At 63.6% G+C, this 18,860-nt stretch carries 15 protein-coding genes and 1 tRNA gene; 4 read left to right on the forward strand and 12 right to left on the reverse strand.

Annotation, left to right across the window (positions count from 1 at the left end):
* Window positions 1–79 precede the first annotated feature (79 nt).
* From OU02_RS01535 to OU02_RS01545, 3 genes are all read right to left on the reverse strand, one after another.
* Entirely contained in the window at window positions 80–1,126 is a 1,047-nt protein-coding gene (locus OU02_RS01535; protein WP_033488422.1) for a universal stress protein, read from the reverse strand.
* 214 nt (window positions 1,127–1,340) lie between these two features.
* Window positions 1,341–2,135, reverse strand: a complete 795-nt coding sequence (locus tag OU02_RS01540) for a C40 family peptidase (protein ID WP_033488423.1) — start codon at window positions 2,133–2,135, stop codon at window positions 1,341–1,343.
* Between the two features lie 107 nt (window positions 2,136–2,242).
* Entirely contained in the window at window positions 2,243–3,232 is a 990-nt protein-coding gene (locus OU02_RS01545) for a CHAP domain-containing protein (protein ID WP_033488424.1), read from the reverse strand.
* Between the two features lie 366 nt (window positions 3,233–3,598).
* Between OU02_RS01545 and serC the strand changes: the two genes are divergently transcribed.
* Window positions 3,599–4,738, forward strand: a complete 1,140-nt coding sequence (serC, locus tag OU02_RS01550; RefSeq protein ID WP_033488571.1) for a phosphoserine transaminase — start codon at window positions 3,599–3,601, stop codon at window positions 4,736–4,738.
* Between the two features lie 33 nt (window positions 4,739–4,771).
* On the opposite strand, the gene manA is transcribed toward serC, so the two are convergent.
* Complete coding sequence (manA, locus tag OU02_RS01555) at window positions 4,772–6,136, reverse strand: mannose-6-phosphate isomerase, class I (protein WP_033488425.1); 1,365 nt, start codon at window positions 6,134–6,136, stop codon at window positions 4,772–4,774.
* 97 nt (window positions 6,137–6,233) lie between these two features.
* Between manA and OU02_RS01560 the strand changes: the two genes are divergently transcribed.
* A complete protein-coding gene (locus OU02_RS01560) occupies window positions 6,234–6,494 on the forward strand; it encodes a DUF2530 domain-containing protein (RefSeq protein WP_026643578.1) in 261 nt (86 codons plus the stop codon).
* A 3-nt stretch (window positions 6,495–6,497) separates the two neighbouring features.
* Here the strand turns inward: OU02_RS01560 and OU02_RS01565 are convergent, their stop codons facing one another.
* Window positions 6,498–7,808, reverse strand: a complete 1,311-nt coding sequence (locus tag OU02_RS01565) for a sensor histidine kinase (RefSeq protein WP_033488426.1) — start codon at window positions 7,806–7,808, stop codon at window positions 6,498–6,500.
* A 184-nt stretch (window positions 7,809–7,992) separates the two neighbouring features.
* Here OU02_RS01565 and phoU point away from each other — a divergent pair, with 184 nt between their 5' ends.
* Window positions 7,993–8,673, forward strand: a complete 681-nt coding sequence (gene phoU, locus OU02_RS01570; protein WP_033488427.1) for a phosphate signaling complex protein PhoU — start codon at window positions 7,993–7,995, stop codon at window positions 8,671–8,673.
* Between the two features lie 91 nt (window positions 8,674–8,764).
* On the opposite strand, the gene OU02_RS01575 is transcribed toward phoU, so the two are convergent.
* The 6 genes from OU02_RS01575 to lysS form a co-directional block, all read right to left on the reverse strand.
* Window positions 8,765–9,760, reverse strand: coding sequence for an alcohol dehydrogenase catalytic domain-containing protein (locus OU02_RS01575; protein WP_033488428.1), 996 nt, complete (start codon window positions 9,758–9,760; stop codon window positions 8,765–8,767).
* Window positions 9,757–11,886, reverse strand: coding sequence for an oleate hydratase (locus OU02_RS01580; RefSeq protein WP_080720436.1), 2,130 nt, complete (start codon window positions 11,884–11,886; stop codon window positions 9,757–9,759). Before OU02_RS01580 ends, OU02_RS01575 begins: the two co-directional genes overlap by 4 nt.
* 456 nt (window positions 11,887–12,342) lie before the next feature.
* Window positions 12,343–13,083: a phosphoglyceromutase gene (locus tag OU02_RS01585; RefSeq protein WP_033488429.1), complete on the reverse strand. Its 741-nt coding sequence runs from the start codon at window positions 13,081–13,083 to the stop codon at window positions 12,343–12,345.
* A 57-nt stretch (window positions 13,084–13,140) separates the two neighbouring features.
* Window positions 13,141–14,208, reverse strand: a complete 1,068-nt coding sequence (menA, locus tag OU02_RS01590) for a 1,4-dihydroxy-2-naphthoate octaprenyltransferase (RefSeq protein ID WP_033488430.1) — start codon at window positions 14,206–14,208, stop codon at window positions 13,141–13,143.
* Window positions 14,209–14,742: 534 nt separating this feature from the next.
* Window positions 14,743–15,687 (reverse strand): hypothetical protein, encoded by a 945-nt coding sequence (locus OU02_RS01595; RefSeq protein WP_051918154.1) that lies wholly within the window; start codon window positions 15,685–15,687, stop codon window positions 14,743–14,745.
* Between the two features lie 81 nt (window positions 15,688–15,768).
* Window positions 15,769–17,454: a lysine--tRNA ligase gene (gene lysS, locus OU02_RS01600; RefSeq protein ID WP_033488431.1), complete on the reverse strand. Its 1,686-nt coding sequence runs from the start codon at window positions 17,452–17,454 to the stop codon at window positions 15,769–15,771.
* Between the two features lie 158 nt (window positions 17,455–17,612).
* Between lysS and OU02_RS01605 the strand changes: the two genes are divergently transcribed.
* A tRNA-Pro gene (locus tag OU02_RS01605) sits at window positions 17,613–17,686 on the forward strand.
* A 63-nt stretch (window positions 17,687–17,749) separates the two neighbouring features.
* Here OU02_RS01605 and OU02_RS01610 read toward each other — a convergent pair.
* A complete protein-coding gene (locus OU02_RS01610; RefSeq protein WP_202962609.1) occupies window positions 17,750–18,802 on the reverse strand; it encodes an alcohol dehydrogenase catalytic domain-containing protein in 1,053 nt (350 codons plus the stop codon).
* Window positions 18,803–18,860: the final 58 nt, after the last annotated feature.

Consider the following 18,860-nt stretch of genomic DNA (forward strand, 5'->3'; position numbering starts at 1 on the left):
TCGAGGGGCCCGGGCTAATCGCCAATACGATGATTCGCCCGGGCCCCTCGATTAGATGCGCATAGGCGCATCGGTTGCGTCAGTCGTTGCGGCGGTCACGATAGGCGGCGGCCTGCGGATCGATGTTGCTCTCGATCTCACGCTCCACGTCTTCACCAGCGCGGTCGACCGGCACTTCCTTGACCAGTTCGTCGATCGACGCGGTCTGCACGTCCTGGTCCGGCTCGGCTGCGGCGCGTGAGGCCTCGGTTTCCACGAACTTGCGCGGCACCACATACACCGGTGAAACGGAATGCTGCAACAGCCCCTGGCTCGTGGAGTTGAACAGCAGGCCGGTGAAGCCGCCCCGGCCGCACGAGCCGACAACGACCATGTCATGGTCGCGGCTCGCGCGCGTCAGCGTCTCCACCGCATTGCCCGCCACAATCGTCTTGCGGATCTTCAGATCCGGGTACTTCGCGGTGATCGGGGCGAGACGCTCGTCGAGCGCCTCCTCGAATTGGTGGCGCACATCGGCGTCTTCGAGGTTCGTGTTCGACGGCACCACGGTGATCACGTCGAGTTCGGCGCCCCAGCTGTTGGTGAAGTCAGCGGCGAGCTGCAGCGCGCGGATGCCCCACTTCGTGTCGTCGGAGCCGACGGCCACGCGGGTGATCACGTTGTTGAGATGCATCAGGTTGCCCTCGTCATCGGTGTACGGCACGACCACGATCGGGCAGTATGCGTACGCCGGCAGGCTCGAGCTGGTGGTGCCCAGCAGGCGTTCGGCGAGGCCGCCCTTGCCGCGGTTGCCGATGACGATGAGGTTGTAGTTGCGTGACAGTTCCACGAACACCGACGAGGGGTCGCCGGTCACGATCAGCGTCTGCGCGTCCACGCCCTGCTCGTCCGCGATCGCCTTGGCCTTCGACAGGATCTCCTGAGCATCGGCGTGCGCCGCGTTGTCATCACCCATCGCGGTGTACGTGGCGTCGAACGAGACGGCGGCGTAGCTCGGCAGCGAATACGCGCAGACAATCTGCAGCGACAGCCCGACGTGCTTGGCGTAGTTCGCGGCCCACCATGTGGCCTTGTAGCTCGCATGCGAGCCGTCGACGCCAACCAGAATCGTCTTGTCGTTCACCATGAGGGACCTCCTTGCCCAACACAACGCATGTCTTCCAATCCCTACAATACCGCATGTGTTCTGGTTTCGCCATGGTGCGACGGCACTGCCGCCCACCAGACGGAAGGCGCCGTTCCATATGGTTCACGGGGCCCGCACACAGCCGCATACAAAAGCAGGGTGCAGACTCCGTGTGGAGCCTGCACCCTGAGAAAAGGTGAAAAGGCGGAGAGGACTACAGCACGCGGCGAATCGAATAGCCGCCATAGAAGACGGACGTATCCGTGATCTGCGTGCCTTGTGCCGGATTCAGTGCGTTGATGACCATGCCGTTGCCAATGTAGATGGCGGCGTGCATGCCGTTGGCGAGGATATCGCCGGGCTGCGCCTGCGCGAGGCTCGGCACGGCCACGCCGACGCCCGCCTGCGCGCCGGAGGTGCGGGGCAGGTTGATGCCGAACTGGGCGAACACATACTGGACGAAGCCAGAGCAATCCCAGCCAGCCGGCGTGGTGCCACCAGAGACATACGGGGCACCGATGAACTTCTGCGCGTACGCGGCGATCGATGCCCCGTTCTTGCTGGCGGGCACTTCCGGAGCGGCAGCGGCGGCCTGCGGGGCAGGAGCCGTTTCCTGCTGAATCGGTTCGCGTTCCTGGCTTCGGCTTGCGGCCTCAGCCTGTTCGCGTTCGAGGCGCGCAGCGGCCTCGGCGGCGGCTGTCGCCTCAGCGTCCTTGCGGGCCTGTTCTTCTTCTTGGGCTTTCTTCTCGGCGTCTTTCTCCGCTTGGGACTTGGTCTGAGGAACATCCATGCTTCCCAGCCCACCCCAGTTGGAGTCATCTTCGACGTCGGTGGAAGTGGCCTCCGCAAAGAAATCCGTCTTTGCGGTGTTCACCTTGGGGAATGAGCGGGTCGAGACGATATAGTCCGAACTCGACGCTGCATCATCTGCGACGGCTGCGGGCACACCCATGAACACCATGGGGATGGCAAGCGCTGCAGCGGCAGTAATCGATATAGAACGTTTCATCTTTTTCATCACCCTTTACAGTAGCACGCCCATGGTGCAATGGCCATGGCTCGCGGGTCTTGGGGCAAAGCGCGCCTGGCACGGTTCACGCTTATGGGAAAAACAGATCAGTAATGCACGAACGTGAAACCGGAGACCTTGTCTGCGGAGAACTCACGCTCGGAGATGACACCGGCGCCCTTCACATTGGATTCCGAAATCTTGATGGAGCCGTCGGGATTGATTGCCTCGACGATGGCCACATGGCCGTAGTAGCCGTCGGCACCTTCTTGGCCCGGAGCGAACACAAGCACGTCTCCCACAGCGCGCGGCGTGTTGTCAACCCAGTATCCAAGCGCCTGCGCGGATGCGCCCCAACTGCGCGCGTCACCGAAGAACGAGCCGGTGTTCAGGCCCAGCTGGTGACGGCGCTCATACGACCACCATGTGCACTGGCCCCACGGGTACTGGTTGCCCGTGTCGCCGGTGGGGTGGTTCGGGTTGAAGCCGTCGGGCAGATCCGCCTCGTCCTTGTCTACGCGTTCGGCGACCTTGTCATTGTTCGCCTTGGCCTTGGTGAGCGCGTTGACATCGTCGATGGCGTTGGAATCGCCGAGGTTCCAGCCGCCTTCGTTCGTCGTGGAGGTGGTCGTGGACGCCACAGCGCCCTGATCCGTCGTGCCTTGCAGGCCGTCGGTCAGCGCCTCACGAGTCTCGGAACGCGAAGCCGTGCCGTCATTGACGCGCGTGATGTTCATGGTCTGCGTGGTTTCGGCACCCACAGCGGGGAACATCGTCGTCGTGTCGTCCTGCGACTTCATGAAGGCCATCGATGTAGCCGCAGTGCCCACGAGCGCGGCAAGCGACGCCGAAGTGAGCACCGTGTTGCGGCGCTGCGCCGCCTTGGCCGATTCACGGATCGACCGGCGCGTCAGGGGCGCCACTTCATTGAGTTTCGCCGCTAAGTTCTCATCGATGCCGAGGGCCTCGGCGTTGCCGGCCGCCGCTTTCTCGGCATAGACAGCCTGAGAGGAATGGGATCCGTGATGGGTTGTGAACAGGTTGGTCAGTGACTTGGTGCCAGCCGCCTTATGGGCTTTGGGGGCAGCATGCCTCATACCTACAACACTCCTTGCGCACATTGAAGAAACAATCACGCGCAGGTGCCCCACGGTCCATGCCATGGGTGTCCCGCGCTCGTACTCGCTGTTTCAACAGAGTACATCAAGTCAAGACCAAGCAAAACCGCACACTTGCGCCATGCCTGCCTTGCAAAAGGCCTGCGATCTGCACTGTGGCACCGTTTTGCCACTGATTTGCACCCGATGATTCGCCCTGCAAAAAAATCACAAATCTTCACAAAATCGTAGTATTCGCATACCATGGCGCCAACCATTTCGCATTTCGCGTAACCGCCCACACTGCGGCTCCCTATCTGGAACCCGGCCGCTGTTGTTCCCCGACGCTGGCTACTCTTGGACACCATGGACACTATTACGATTCCGCAGTCAATGCTGCCTGAAGACGCCCGCTTCGGTTCCGGCCCCAGCAAGATCCGCACCGAGCAGGTCGAAGCCCTCGACCGTGCCGCGCGCACGCTCCTCGGCACGTCGCACCGCCAAGCCCCGGTCAAGGACCTTGTCGAATCCATCCGCACGGGCATCGCACAGTTCTTCTCGTTGCCCGACGGGTACGAGGTGGTGCTCGGCAACGGTGGCGCGAGCGCGTTCTGGGACGTGATGTGCGCGTCGCTTATCACGCGTCAGGCCGCCTGCGGCGTGTATGGGTCATTCAGCAAGAAGGTGGCGGCCTCGGTGGCGTCGGCGCCGTTCCTCGAGGACCCGATTGTCTTCGAAAGCGAACCCGGCACATATCGTGTGCCTGAGCGCACCGAATACGTCGACACGTATTGCTGGGCGCAGAACGAAACGTCGACCGGCGTGCAGGCGCCGGTCTACCGCATCGACGGCAGCCACGAACAGGGCGCGCTGATCGCGATCGACGCGACGAGTGCCGCTGGCGCGATCCCCGTGGACATCGCGCAGACCGACGTCTATTACTTCTCCCCGCAGAAGGCCTTCGGTTCCGAAGGCGGCCTGTGGATCGCGATCCTCTCCCCCGCCGCAATCCAACGCGCGGAGGGCATCAAGCGCAGCTGCGCACTCGAAGGCGCGCGCCGTTGGATTCCGCCGTTCCTTTCGTTGACCTCGGCGATCGACAATTCCTTGAAGAACCAGACGCTCAACACGCCGTCGATCAGTACGCTTGTGCTGCTTGGCGAGCAGGTGAAGTGGCTCAACGAAAACGGCGGAATGGCATGGTCCGCCGCCCGCTGCAAGCGTTCTTCCGACATCGTGTACGCTTGGGCCGAACGCAGCGCATACGCGCGCCCGTTCGTGACCGATGTGGACGCGCGATCGAGGTCGGTCGTCACGATCGATCTCGACGACTCGGTGCCGCAGGCATATGTGACGGCGGTGTTGCGCGACAACGGCATCGTCGACGTCAACGGCTACCGCAAGCTGGGCCGCAACCAGCTGCGCATCGGCGTATTCCCCTCGGTGGAGCCTTCCGATGTGGAGGCGCTGCTCGGGTGCATCGATTACGTGGTCGAACATATGTGACTCACGCGTTTCACCTCGTGATGGCCTCCATGCTCAGAACGGCGTGGAGGCCATCACATATTGGCCCTGCGGTGCGGCTTCGCCCGTCACCACCGGGTCGATGCTGGCCCATCCATCCGCCGCCGGCACGAATGCCGCCTCGCCCTGCCGCAGCACGCGGTCGTCATGGTCGGTGACGCAGCGTACGGCGCCCTGCGTGCACAATACCACGCGTGGACCCAGATGCGGCACCACCACTTTGCCGCCCATCTGCTGCACAAGCGCATCGTAGCGCACGGCGAGCCGGTTCATCACCGGCCACGGCTCGTGGGCCGCATCCACACGCCCATAGCAGAGCATGAATTCATTGACGGGCGGCTTGTAGAACACCACGTCGCGCATGAGCAGCGTACCCAACCGCGTGTCGGACGGGTCGATCGGGCTGGATATGCGGCAATCCAGGCACTGCAGCAGATTGTCGATGTCTTTGTGTTTGACAGTCATGCCGGCGCGCAGCACGTTGTCTGAATTGGTCATGATTTCCGCGCCGGTACCATATATATAGGCGTGCGGGCAGCCGGTGGGCAGGAACACCGATTCGCCCTCCTCGAGCCGCACCGGGTTCATCATCAGCAGCGCCAATACGCTCGGGTCGCCGGGGAACGCGCGCGTGGCACGCACCGCGTGATCGAAGGCCATGCGGTTGCGTTCCGCAGTGCAGCGTGCGCGCGCCTGCAGCAGGTCGCGTTCCAATTCCTGCGCGTTGAGCGGCGCCGCGGTGATCGCTGCATGGAATGCGCGGAACATGCGCCGGCGCGACTCCGGCCACACGCTCGCCGCGATCGGCATGCGCGCGTCGGCCTGCGCGAACTCGCCATCGCCGGCCGAACGCGAGAACGCGCGCACCATCGTCTGTGCGACGGGCGACTCGAGCAGGGTGAGATTGTGCAACGCGAACGACTTCGGCGCAAAACCGACCGACGCGTGAAATGGTTCGAGAGCCACAACCATTTCGCTTTTCGCGTTCATGTCGTGGAACGAGCGTTCCGGCGCATCCAATGCGATCGCCTCACGGTTTTCCATATTGAATCCCGCGCGCGCCTGGAAATCGACTGGGTGCACCTGCAGCGACAGCGGCACGCGCGCCGAGATCACTTTGAACAGGAACGGCAGCACCGGGCCGAATTCACTGGACCCGCGCGCGCCCACCATGTATTCGGGGCGCGCGGCGATCGCGTCGGTCAACGCGACCGGCGCGCCCCCAGGCTGTTCGATCAGCGACGGGGACTGCGGGTGCCCGCTGAACCACATTTCGGCAAGCGGCGAACGCCACTGCTCGCCCGTCAGATGGAACATGGATTGCAGGCGTTCGCCGGAACCCCACGCGTAGCGCTTGGGAACAGGGCGAATCGTGAACACGGGCAATCCTTTCGCACAAGCCGTCAATGGGGCAATGGACCTCCCCATTGTACGCGATGACCGGCGTTTGCCGCCCCTTCGCGTTAGGGTGGAGGGCATGAAAATTGCCCCGATCGTCGATCCCCATGCACGCCGCCCCTCCCCCAAACCCATGCAGGTGGACCTGCGCAAGGCGTTCATCCTGGGCACGGTGCTGTGGACGATTGCACTGATCGTCTGCATCTGCTTCTGGCAGTTCGGGCACAACCTGTGGTTCCGCACTTCCACGGTCATCTGCGCGTTCGGCGTGGTGATCGGCCTGCTCTTGCTCGTCTGGGAGTTCTTCGACCGCTCCGACTACCGCCGTTTGGGCAAATAAAGCTCAATCCGCCTGCGCGGGGTCAAGCGGCAACACGAGCGTGAACGTGCTGCCCTGTCCCGGCCGGCTCCACACATGCACACTGCCTTGATGCGTCAACGCTACATGCTTGACGATCGCCAACCCCAAGCCAACGCCTTCCGACGTGCGCTCATTCTGCTGCGCGCCACGGTAGAACCGCTCGAAGATGCGCTGCTGCTCGTCAAGGGGAATGCCCGTGCCGCGGTCGATCACCCGCACAACCGCATTCCGGCCATCGCGGTCCGGCTTCACATCCACGCTCACCACCGCGCCATCCGGCGAATACTCGAGCGCGTTCTCAATCAGCTTGTCGATCGCCGCGCGGATCTGCTCCGACTCGCCATGCACCACAAGCCCATCGCTGCCACTCACCGCGATCCGCTGGGCGTGCGCCTGCGCGAGCGGCTGCGCCACCTCGGCCGCCGCACGCGCCTCACTGAGCACATTGAGCCGGTTCTCGTCGGTCGGCGTGACCTGCTCCTGCGCTTTGATCAGCAACAGCAGATCCTTGACCATGTGGTCGATGTACGCGATCGTCCGGCGCACCTTGCGCGCGTCCTGCGCGATATGCTCGTCCTTGAGCCCCGCCTGCTCGAGCGAAGCGGCGAGCCGCTGCAGTTCGTCGCTCGGTTTGACGAGCTGTTCCGAGACATTCGCAATGAAATCGTCGCGCACTTGGGCGAAACGCACGCGCTCGCTGACATCATCGAGCAGCACAATCACAAAACGCTCGCTGATGCGGCCCACGGTGACGCGCAGCCAGTTCGGCCGGCTCACCGCGACCGGGGTGGCGTGTGCACCCGCCGGCGCGGCGTTGCCCCAGCCGTCGTCGTCCGCGTCTGCCATGTGCAGGAAACGCTGCGGGGTCATCGTGGTCAGTTCGAACGTGGTTTTGCCGCCCTGTGCACGCACGTCGCGCACCGCCTGCGCGATGCGCGGCTCCACAATGACATCGTCGTCGACAACGCCGAGCCGGTACGCGGCGGGATTCGCGCGCACCACTTCGTCGGATTCGTCGACGACGATCGGCGCTCCGGGCAGCATCGACAGCAGCACGGCCGTGGATTCCTCCAGATCGTCGGCATCCTCGTCGGCGTCATCGTCGGCGTCATGGTGTTTGCGCAGCCGCGCGAACCGTTCAGCGAAACGGTCGCGCAGCGATTCGCCCTGCGTGGCGGACTGCACGAGTGGCATGACCATGTCTGCGATGAGCAGGCCGACGCCGATCACGGCGCCCATGGCCAACAGCACGAACGCAACGGCGATGATGGTCGTGGTGGTGATGTGCGGCATACCGCCCATTGTGGCATAGATGAGCGATGTGCGCGGTGGCGATGCCCGCAAAACGCGCGCAAAGTGAACAACACGTGAACCGCATGCGATTGGCATGGCGGCGCGCTTCCTCTACACTGGGACGGGAATGCGCGGCATGGACCGCGAACCGCCACGCCCGATGGACCCAATGGAAGGGAATCAAATGCGCGTAATATTCAACGAAGGACTCAAAGCCGTAGCCGACGACCTTGACCACATGGCACGCAATGTGCGCGACGCCATTCACGGCGCGGGGCAGGCGCTGCTCAACACCGACCTCGACGCCGCGCAGACGGTGATCGACAACGACGCCGAAACCGATGCGCTTTCGACGAGCATCGTCGACCAGTGCGTGGAACTGCTCGCCCGCCAGAACCCGGTGGCCACCGATCTGCGCGTCGTGGTCTCCACCATGCGTCTGGCGATTACGTTCGAGCGCATGGGCGATCTGGCGCGCCACATCGCTGAATCCGCGCGCCGCACCTACCCCGATTCGCCGTTGCCGCAGGATATCGTGAGCACCTTTACGAAAATGCAGCAGTTCCTCGATGTGACCGCCGACCGCCTCGTCACGATGCTCGCCGACCGCGACACGAAGGTGGCCGACCAGATCATCCATGACGACGACGTGCTCGACGACCTGCACAAGAAGACGCTCGAGTTCGCCCAGTCCGAAGACTTCCCGGGCACGAACCAGCAGCTCATCAACGTGGTGCTGATCGGCCGCTTCATGGAGCGGCTTGGCGACCACGCCGTCTCCGCCGCGCGCCGTGTCGTGTTCATCGTCTCCGGCTTCGATCCGTCGAAGGAGCCGGACCGCGATGAGGGCACCGACATCGACTGACGGCCGCTATATCCAGATCTGCGACATGGCCCCGGCACCTGATGAGGTGCCGGGGCCATGTCGCGCTCAATACGCCGGTTCAACCAGCCTTTCAGGCATCCACGTCCACGACGAGCTTGCCCGTGACCTTATGGTCGGCCAGCGAACGCAGCCCTTCCACAAGATCGCCGAACGACAGCACACCGGTGATGAGCGGGTCGAGCTGGCCTTGCGAGACCATCGACAGGACGTCCGAGGCCATCGTGCCCAGGTCGCGCTGCTCCATCGGGTTGCCGGAGCCGTGCGCGCCACCGAGGTTGACAACGTCGATGCTCAGGGCACCGCCGAACATCTGGCCGCTTGACACCGGCGGCACGTCGACAATCGTGACGAGCTGCCCGTTGTAGGCGAGGCGCCCGAGGTCGCATTCGGCTTCCTCACCACTCACCGTGTCGACGATCAGGTCGGCGCCGCGGCCGTCGGTCAGTTCGCGCACGCGCTCATCGACGTCCTGCGTGCGGTAGTCAATCACGGCGTCAGGCCGCACATGCTCGCGCACATAGTCCACATTGCGCGTCGAGCATGTGGTAAACACGGTGATGCCGTGCATCTTCGCGAGCTGCACGGCGACGCCGCCAACCGCGCCGGACCCGCCGTGCACGAGCGCGGTGCGCACGAGGTTGAGGTTCGGTTTCCTGTTGATCGTCTGGTACGCGGTAAGCGCGCTGCACAGCATGCCCGCGGCCGTGGTGTACTCCACATCGTCGGGGATGAGCGCGAGCTCGTACGTCGGCGCGCTCACATATTCGGCGAAACAGCCGTCGAAGCGCAGGTCGCCATGTCCGGCGACACGCATGCCGACCTTCCACGTGTCTTCGACGCCTTCGCCGAGCTCCACGATTTCACCGGCCACGTCAAGGCCGAGGATGTGCGGATAGGTCCAGTTCGCGTTGCCGCCTTCGGCGAGTTTATAATCGACCGGGTTGAGCCCCGCGGCGTGCACTTGGATCAGCACATGGCCGGGCGCAGCCTGCGGGCGTGGCACATCGGCCAGTTCCATTGCGTCCAGGCCACGCGCCTCGGCGTTGGGAATCACATAGGCTTTCACTGGGCGACCTCCGGCGTGTCGAGCTGTTCTTCGGCCTCGGGCTTGTCGGTGCCCGCGGGCCGGGCGTCCACACTGGCCACGGCCGGTGTGACGGCAGCGGCCGCGGCTTCGGCCTGCTGGTCGGGGAACGCGGCGGCCTCGGCGTCCTTCGCATGCTGCATGAGACGCTGCTCATCGGCTTCGCTGAACGAGGCGTCGAACCGCATGCCCGGCTTCATGTCGGCCGGATGGTCCGGATCGTCAATGGCGCCGAAGGTCTTGAGCATCTCGTGGATGTAAGTGCCCTTCGTGCGGTTGAGCGCAATCGCGATCGCCTTGCGTTCGATGCCATTGCGGCCGAAGGTCGTGAGCGGTTCGCCGTCGCGCAGCTTGACGGCGGCGTTGAGCATGTCGCGCACATCGTATTCGCTGTTCCACACCTCGGGCACGCCACGGTCGACGTCGAAGAGCGTGTACACGGCCTCCATGCCGGTGCGCATCGAGTATTCGGTCGTGAAGATCGTGTCTCGCGGCTCTTCGGCGAACTGGCCGATGAACGCGAAGTTGACGGCGCCGTCCGGCACCACGTCCGGGCGGTCGCCGAGTTCGCGCGGCATGAAGAACGCGTCGACGTACGGCATCATGACCGGGATCGTATTGCAGTGCTTCGAGGCGAGCTCATGAATCTTGTCGGTCGGCACGCCCATGTGGTAGAGCCACTCCTCGCAGATCTCCTCACCGGTGCAATCCTGCATTTTCTTGCGGATGTAGTTGCCTGGGTTGTCCGGCAGCAGCGCGTCGATCCACACGCTGATCTGGTCGGCCGGCTGGTCGCGGAACTGCTGCTGGCGGTTGATCGTCCAGCTCATGAGCCAGTTCGAATCCTTGACGCTCACGATGCCGCCGGTCACGGTGTGACCGCCGAACGGCGAGCGTCCGGTGATCTTCTCGATGTACGGGATAATCTCGTCGTCGAGCGTTGTCGCGGTCGCGCTCATCCACTTCGTCAGGTTCGGATCGTAGATGAACTTCTGCGGGTGGCCGAAGCTCGGGTCGACGGCGGCGATGCGGTTCCAGGTGTCCCAGCCGCTGCCCTTCTTGAGCGCGGGGTTGAAGCCGGCCGGCGTGTTCTGGTTGCCTTTGGTCACTGATTCGACAAGGCCGCCGTTCGTGATGAACACGAAATCGTCCTCGCCCAGTTCGATCGTCTTCGTCTCGTTGTTCTTCAGGTCGGTGACGACGAGCGTCTTCGCGACCTTCTTGTTCGGCGTGCTGTACGGGTTGCGCGGGAAGGCGCCGTTCTCGGTCTGCGCGCGCAGGATCTCGTCCATCGCGACGTTCGTGAACTCGCGCTTCGGCCCCATCTCGGTCTCGCTGACGTCGAAGGTCACGTCGTCGACCGAAGTCTGCATGTGGAACTGCACGCCATGCGCCTTGAGGTAGTTCATGAGCGGCAGGATCATCGACTCGTACTGGTTGTAGCGCGTGAAGCGCAGCGCCGAGAAGTCCGGCAGACCGCCGATGTGATGGATGAAGCGGTGGATGTAACGGTGCATCTCGAGCGCCGACTGCCAGTTCTCGAACGCGAACATCGTGCGCCAGTACAGCCAGAAGTTCGAATCGAGCACTTCGTCGTCGAAGTAGTCGGTAATCTTCTTGTTCGCAAGCTCCTCCTCAGTCGCCAGATAGAGCTTGAGGATCTCCATGACGGCCTTGTCGGAGAGGCCGAACTTCTTGTCCGTGTGCGCGTCCTGTCCACGGCCCTTCGTGGCGCGGCACTTCGAATAGTTCGGGTCCTCCTTGTTGAGCCAGTAGTAGTAGTCGAGCATGGAGACGTTCTCGTCCTCGATGCTCGGCACATCACGGTAGACGTCCCACATGACCTCGAAATGGTTGTCCATCTCGCGGCCACCGCGCATCACATAGCCTTCGCCCTTGATGAACGCGCCGTCAAGAGCGCCGCCCGGCAGCACGTCCTTTTCGAACACATGGATGTTCTTGCCCGGCATCTGCGCGTCGCGCACCAGATAGAACGCGGCCGTGAGCGCCGCAAGCCCCGTGCCGATGATGTACGCGCTCTTGTTCTCGATGCCCTCCGGTTTGCGGGGGTGTGCGAAGGCCTCGAAATTGCCTGCCGAATAATACATGGCTCCTCCTCTTGCGCGGGTTCGTTCCCGCGAAGATCTGCTTGCGCCGTCTTTCGGCGCCCTAGGGCCCATTGTGTGCCCACATCTGTGTGGGCCGTGCGGGACTTCACTAAGAGCTTGGGTCTGCGGCTGGCATACAGGTTGGTGAAGTATAGGGATGGATGGCGGCAACGGCGAAAAGAGCCACATATAGGGTGTGGGGCGAGGCTTTGTTGAACGTTCTGTATCCATCCACGCAGAGCAGACCAATGAACCAAACTTCATTCAACTTTTTGCGACGATTGCCTCAGAATATCCAATAAAACAATCCTTCATCGAACATTTTGTCACCAATCCTCTCAGAATATCCAATGAAGCCCGACACATATGACAACAGTGGCCGCCACTATCACCGGGATAGTGGCGGCCACTGTTGTCATTCATTGAGCGTGCGCTCAGAGCAAGGCCGAACTCAGATCACTTCTGGCCCTGGGCGGCAACGGCGGCGGCACCGGCGGCGGCGGCCTCGGGATCGAGGTATTCTCCGCCCTTCTTGACCGGCTTGAAGTCGTCGTCAAGCTCGTACACGAGCGGCATGGCCGTCGGGATGTTGACCTTGGCGATCTCCTCTTCGGTCAGGCCGTCGAGCATCTTGACGATCGCGCGCAGCGAATTGCCGTGCGCGGCGATCAGCACGGTCTTGCCGGTCTTGAGTTCGGGGATGATGTCCGACTCCCAATACGGCTCGACGCGGGCCACGACATCGGCGAGGCACTCGGCTTCCGGCACCGGGTCGCCGGCGTAGCGTGGATCGTTGTTCTGCGCGTACTCGTCGTTCGGGTCGATCTCGGGCGGCGGGGTGCCGTAGGAGCGGCGCCACAGCATGAACTTCTCGTCGCCGTACTCTTCGCGGATCTGGGTCTTGTTCTTGCCCTGCAGCGCGCCGTAGTGACGCTCGTTGAGGCGCCAGTCGCGCTTGACCGGGATCCACAGGCGGTCGGCCTCGTCGAGGGCGATGTTCGCAGTGTTGATCGCGCGGCGCAGCAGCGAGGTGAAGACGATGTCCGGCAGGACACCCTTCTCCTTGAGCAGGCGGCCACCGTTCTTGGCCTCTTCCTCACCCTGCTCGGTCAGCGGGACGTCAACCCAGCCGGTGAACTGATTTGTCTTGTTCCATGCGCTCTGACCATGTCGGAGCAGTACCAATTTATAAGTCATGTTTGCCAGTGTACCGTTGCGCCCTGTCATTTTCGCCGCATACGGCGCGCGCACAGCTCACAGCGCCAGCACGAATCCGGTGAACGCGAGCGCGAGCCACAGCGCGAGCAGTGACAGCGACCACATGGCGCGCATATATTCGCCGTGCGCGACCTCAAAACACGTGAAATACCCGGTGAGCAGCATGCACACCATGCCGAGCACCGCGCAGAATCCCCAGCCCACCGTCAGATGCGCCAGTTCACCGCCGTGTACGCCCACGAACACACCGGCGGCGAGCACTGCGAGCATGACGATCGCGATGACCACGATGACGCACACGGTTGTGGCGCGCGCGCCGAGACGCACCGCCCATGTGCGCTTGCCCGATTGGGCGTCGGTGCGTATATCGCGCAGATTGTTCACCGACAGCACAGCGAGCGCCACGAGCCCGACGAGCACCGACCCGCACACGGCCGGCCAGGTGAGCGTGCCGACCATGGTTGCCATGGTGCCGAGCGCGGCGACCGGCCCGAAGAAGACGAACGCGGCGATCTCGCCCCATCCGCGGTAGCCGTAAGGGTGCGCGCCGCCCACGTAGAACCAGCCGGCGAGCACGCACACCACACCCATCGCAAGGAGCCACCAATACCCCGTGATCACCACGGCCGCGACACCGCACGCGCATGCGAGCGCCGCGCTCACCACGGCCGCCGTCAGTACGGCGCGTGGTGGCACACCGGATGCGACGAGCCGTGTGGGCGCGTGCAGTTCCTCGTAGTCGAGCGTCTCCTCGCGCTCGACTTCGCCCGATTCCGTGGCACACGTCACGTACTCCACGCGGTTGGCCACGGCTATGTCCACGCGGTGCGCGTCGGTGCCACGGATGCCATCGGAGTAGTCGTTCGCGAAGTTCGCGGCGATCTGCAGAAAGACCGCCACGCCGAGGCTCAGCAGCATGAGTGTGATCATGCGGGTGGTCGACGGGGCGCAGTCGGCGCCGCCCGCGATCCATGCGCATGCCGACAGGCCGTGCGCACGACCGCGCGCAACGCCCCATGCCGAGGCCGCGCCGATCCAGACGGGCGCCACGCCGAGCGCGAGCGTGCGCGGGCGTGCGCCGGAGATGAGTTGAGAGAGATTCATACCGCGCATTGTCTCACCGGCGCCACCCAACGCACGCGGTCAGTGCGCGCCGCTCCATGCCTCGGCGTAGTAGACGGCGCGCGGATTGATCTTGCCCAATCCCCCAGTCTCATTGCCTGATGAACTCCACGTAGGCATGGTGTCTCTAATCTCTTGCCGGCAGAGATATTTGAGATACATGGGCACACCAACCGTCCACTATCCCCCGTGGCGGTCATGCCCGGGATCTTTGACGGCCCCGTATTCTCGCTGTGAGTAACGAAAAGGGCAGGTGCGCAAGGGATGGTCAAACACGGCTCCATGACGGCAAGCGGGACGGAGGCAGCAAACCAGAATCCAGCAACAACCATGATTCCCACATGCCGGAAATTTCAACCACCACCCAAATAGCACCAGCTAGAAGCTTAAAATCAATACAAAATGACCTATATCTCGATACGTCGCCGTCCACAGCCATACAAAAGTGGCGCCGGCTCCCACAAGGAAGGCCGGGGCCACTTGCGCGCCATCATGGCGCCAGCGCACTAGCGTGTTTCACGCATTGGGTTGGTTTGGATTCGGCGCGGAAGGCGCAGGCGGCATGGTGGGCGCCTGCGCGGGCTGCGCAAACGGCTCATGCATCTGCGCTGGCGTCGGCGGAACAGGACCCGCCGGCGCCGGCGGGTTGGGCGTGCCGAACTGCCAGTCGCTCGTGTCGTTCGAAGACGGCTGCTGCGGTGCGGGCACGCCGAACTGCCAGCCGTTGTTCTGGAACGGGTCGGGGCCTGACGGAGCGGCCGGGGTGGCGCGCTTGTGCGCCTGCATCTGGTTGTAGTAGGCCACGATGGTACCGATGAGCATGACGATCACACCGATGATCGCAAGCCACATGCCCGGGCCGTACTGCACACGCAGGGCCTGCTGTCCCACGTAGCCTTCGACCAGACTGGAAAGCGCGGACCCCTGCTGCATCTGCTGGGCGCCAGCGGCGATCACGAAGATCACAAGCAAGGTGTCAAGGCCGGTCAGCACGAGTGCGGTGAACCGCTTCTCTAGGACCGCGCATGCGCCAATCGCCAGGAGCATGACGAGCATGTACCAACCGACGGCGCCCTGCTGGAACAGGCTGCTGGAGACCTTCTCGCCGAACATCGACACGCTCGCGAACGGAAGGAACAGGGCGATGATGGAGATCACCGCGCCGACGAGCGTCACGATCGCCGCGTAATCGATCTTTTTGTTGCCGATCTGGATATGCTGCGAGCCGAGCGATTCGGCCAGATTCGCGCCCTTGCGCGCGGCGGCGGCCGTCTGCTGCGGCGCATGCTGCTGCGGCGGCACATGCGGTGCCTGCGGCGCGGCCTGCTGTGCTGCCGGCTGGGCATACGGCGGCAAGGGCTGCTGCGGTGCGGCCTGCTGCGGCTGGGTGTACGCCGGCGCCGCGTATGGGGTTTCGTTGTGCTGGGGCTGGCCCGGCCCCTGGGTTTCGTTTGGATTCATGGTTCCAATCCTTTCTGGGTTGGTTGTGCGTAGATGCACAGGCGCCGCCGTCTGCGGTTGCCGACGGCGGCGCCTGAAGTCTCAGCCGTTGAGCGGCTTGACAAGCGGGAAGGTGATTGTTTCGCGGATCGTGGCCCCGGTCAGTGCGATGAGCAGGCGGTCGATGCCCATGCCCATGCCGCCGGCCGGTGGCATGCCGACACCGAGCGCTTCGAGGAAGTCCTCGTCAATGTCGCACGCCTCTTCGTCGCCGGCAAGCGCGTCCTTGGCCTGCGCCACGAAGCGTTCGCGCTGCACGATCGGGTCGTTGAGCTCGGAGTAGCCTGTGGCCAGTTCGAAGCCGCGCACGTAGAGGTCCCACTTCTCCACGACGCCCGGCTTGCTGCGGTGCGCCTTGACGAGCGGCGAGGTCTCCACCGGGAAGTCGCGCACGAAGGTCGGCTCATACAGCTTGTCTTCGTAGAAGTGCTCCCACAGGTGCTCGACGAGCTTGCCGTGGTTCTCCACATCGTCGCGTTCCACACCGAGTTTGTCGGCGATACGGCCAAGCTCTTCGACGGACGTGCCGGGGTGGTCGGGGCCGCCGTTCGGCACGATCTCCTGGCCGAGCGCTTCGGACAGCGAGTCGTACATGCTCATTGTCTTCCACTCGCCGCCCAGATCGTATTCCGTGCCGTCGAGCAGCGTGACGGTCGTCGAACCGAACACGTCTTTCGCGGTCTTCTGCACGAGCTCCTTGACGAGCGCAGCGATCGTGTCGTAATTGCCGTAGGCCTCATACGCCTCGACCATCGTGAATTCGGGCGCGTGCGTGCCGTCGACGCCCTCGTTGCGGAAATCGCGGTTGATTTCGAACACGCGGTCGATGCCACCCACGAGGCAGCGCTTGAGGAAGAGTTCGGGCGCGATACGCAGGTAGAGGTCGAGGTCGAACGCGTTCATGTGCGTGGTGAAGGGGCGTGCGGCCGCACCACCGTGCACGGTCTGCAGCATCGGCGTCTCCACCTCGAGGAAGTCGTGGTCGTCGAAGGTGCGGCGCAGCGACGAGACCGCCTTGGAGCGGTTGCGCACCATGTTGCGGATCTTCTCGTCGGCGATCATGCCGATGTACGGTTTGCGCGTGCGTGTGTCTTCGTTGAGTTCCTTGTGCAGGGTGGGCAATGGCTGCAGCGCTTTGGCGGCGATGGCCCATTCGTCGGCGAAGATCGACAGTTCGCCGGTCTTCGAGGCAATCACACGGCCCTTGAGGAACAGGTGGTCGCCAAGGTCCACGAGCTGCTTGAATTGCTTGAGCGAATCGGCGCCGAGCTGTTTCTTCGACAGCATGCCTTGGATCGTCGTGCCGTCGCCCGCGGCGATCTGCACGAAGCACAGGCCGCCGGCGTTGCGGATGAACAGCACACGGCCGGCCACACCCACCACGTCGTCGGTCTCCTGCCCTGCTTCGAGTGCGCCGTCGTATTTGGCGCGCACCGCTTCGATCGTGCTGGTCACGTCAAGCGTGACCGGATACGGGTTGAGGCCTTCCTTGAGCATCATCGCGCGCTTCGCCACACGCATCTGCACCTGTTCAGGGTGCGCCTGCGGGCCGAATTCCTTGTTCGACGGGTCCACGGCCTCGTCGAGCGTGGCGCCTTCCTGGATGCGCGCCGTGATCGCGGCGTCCTGGTCGAGCAGCAGTTGAGCGCGTTCCACGGTCGTCATGGTGGGCACGCCGTTGGCGTCCTCTTCCACGGTGATTTCTTCGGTTGCAATCGGTTCAGTCATAGCGCCCCAGTGTAACCACCAGCCACTACAGCTGATTCCTATGTATATGGCTCTGCCGCGCACAGCGCAAACGCATGGGCGCATCGGTGGAGCCATGCGCAACACGCCGAATTTGCGTATTTGCGATTTGTGCGTAAACTGTCATCTGTTGTCAAAAACGGGCTGTGGCGCAGCTTGGTAGCGCGCTTCGTTCGGGACGAAGAGGCCGCGAGTTCAAATCTCGCCAGCCCGACCCAAGGAAAAACCCCACCACATTGGTGGGGTTTTTCGCTTTTCCGCGTCAGACCGAACCGGTTCAGTCCTCCACGATCAGATACGACTTGATTGTCTTGCGCTGGTCCATCGCTTCATAGGCCTGTTGGATCTGCTCGAGGGTGAAGGTCTGTGTGAACACCTTGCCGGGGTTGATCTGCGCGTCGAGCACTGCACGCAACAGCACTTCCTTGTCGTACGTCGTCACGGAAGCCGGGCCTCCGGCCAAGCCGACGTTACGGTAGAACGTGCCTTCACCGCTGATCTGCTGGCCGTGCGGCAGGCCGACGCGGCCGATCAGCGCACCGGGACGCGCCACTGCGGCTGCTTCCTGGAACGAGGCGTCGGTGCCGACGCATTCGAGCACGGCGTCCGCTCCGCCATCGCTCAGCTCGAGGAGCTTCGCCACGCCTTCGTCGCCGCGTTCGGCCACGTTGTCGGTCGCGCCGAACTCCTGTGCGAGCGCACGGCGGTCATCGTGCCGGCTTGTGGAGATGATGTGCTTGGCGCCCATCATCTTCGCGGCGATGATGGCGCACTGCCCCACCGCGCCGTCGCCGAGCACGATCACCGTGTCGCCCGCCTGCACGTGTGCAGTGCGCGCCGCATGGTAGCCGGTTGCCATCACGTCGGAAAGCGTGAGCAGGCTCTTGAGCATGCCTTCGCTGTAGTCCCCGGGCTTGCCCGGGATCTTCACGAGCGCCCACTGCGCGTGCTGGAAGCGGATGTACTGGCCTTGCGCGCCCATCGAGAAGTTGTCCATATGCGCCATGCATGACCCGTCGTAGCCGGCACGGCATGCGCGGCATTCGCCGCAGCCGTGCGTGAACGGCGCAATCACGAAATCGCCTGGTTTGACCGAGGTGACGGCCTCCCCCACTTCCTCCACGATGCCGATGGCCTCGTGGCCCGGGTTCGTGGAATGGTCGTCGCTTGCGTTGATGCCGCGGAACGACCACAAATCCGATCCGCACACGCAGGTGCGCACCACGCGCACAATCGCATCGTCGGGCTGTTCGACGACCGGCTTCGGCACGTCCTCAATGGCCATGTTGCCCGCGGATTCGAACATCGCGCTTCGCATGGTTTCCGTCATATATGCTCCCATCTGTCTGCGCATATGCACTGTGCGCATATGCCGTCCCCACCATCGT

The sequence above is a fragment of the Bifidobacterium pseudolongum subsp. pseudolongum DSM 20099 genome, from assembly GCF_000771225.1.
Taxonomy (GTDB): domain Bacteria; phylum Actinomycetota; class Actinomycetes; order Actinomycetales; family Bifidobacteriaceae; genus Bifidobacterium; species Bifidobacterium pseudolongum.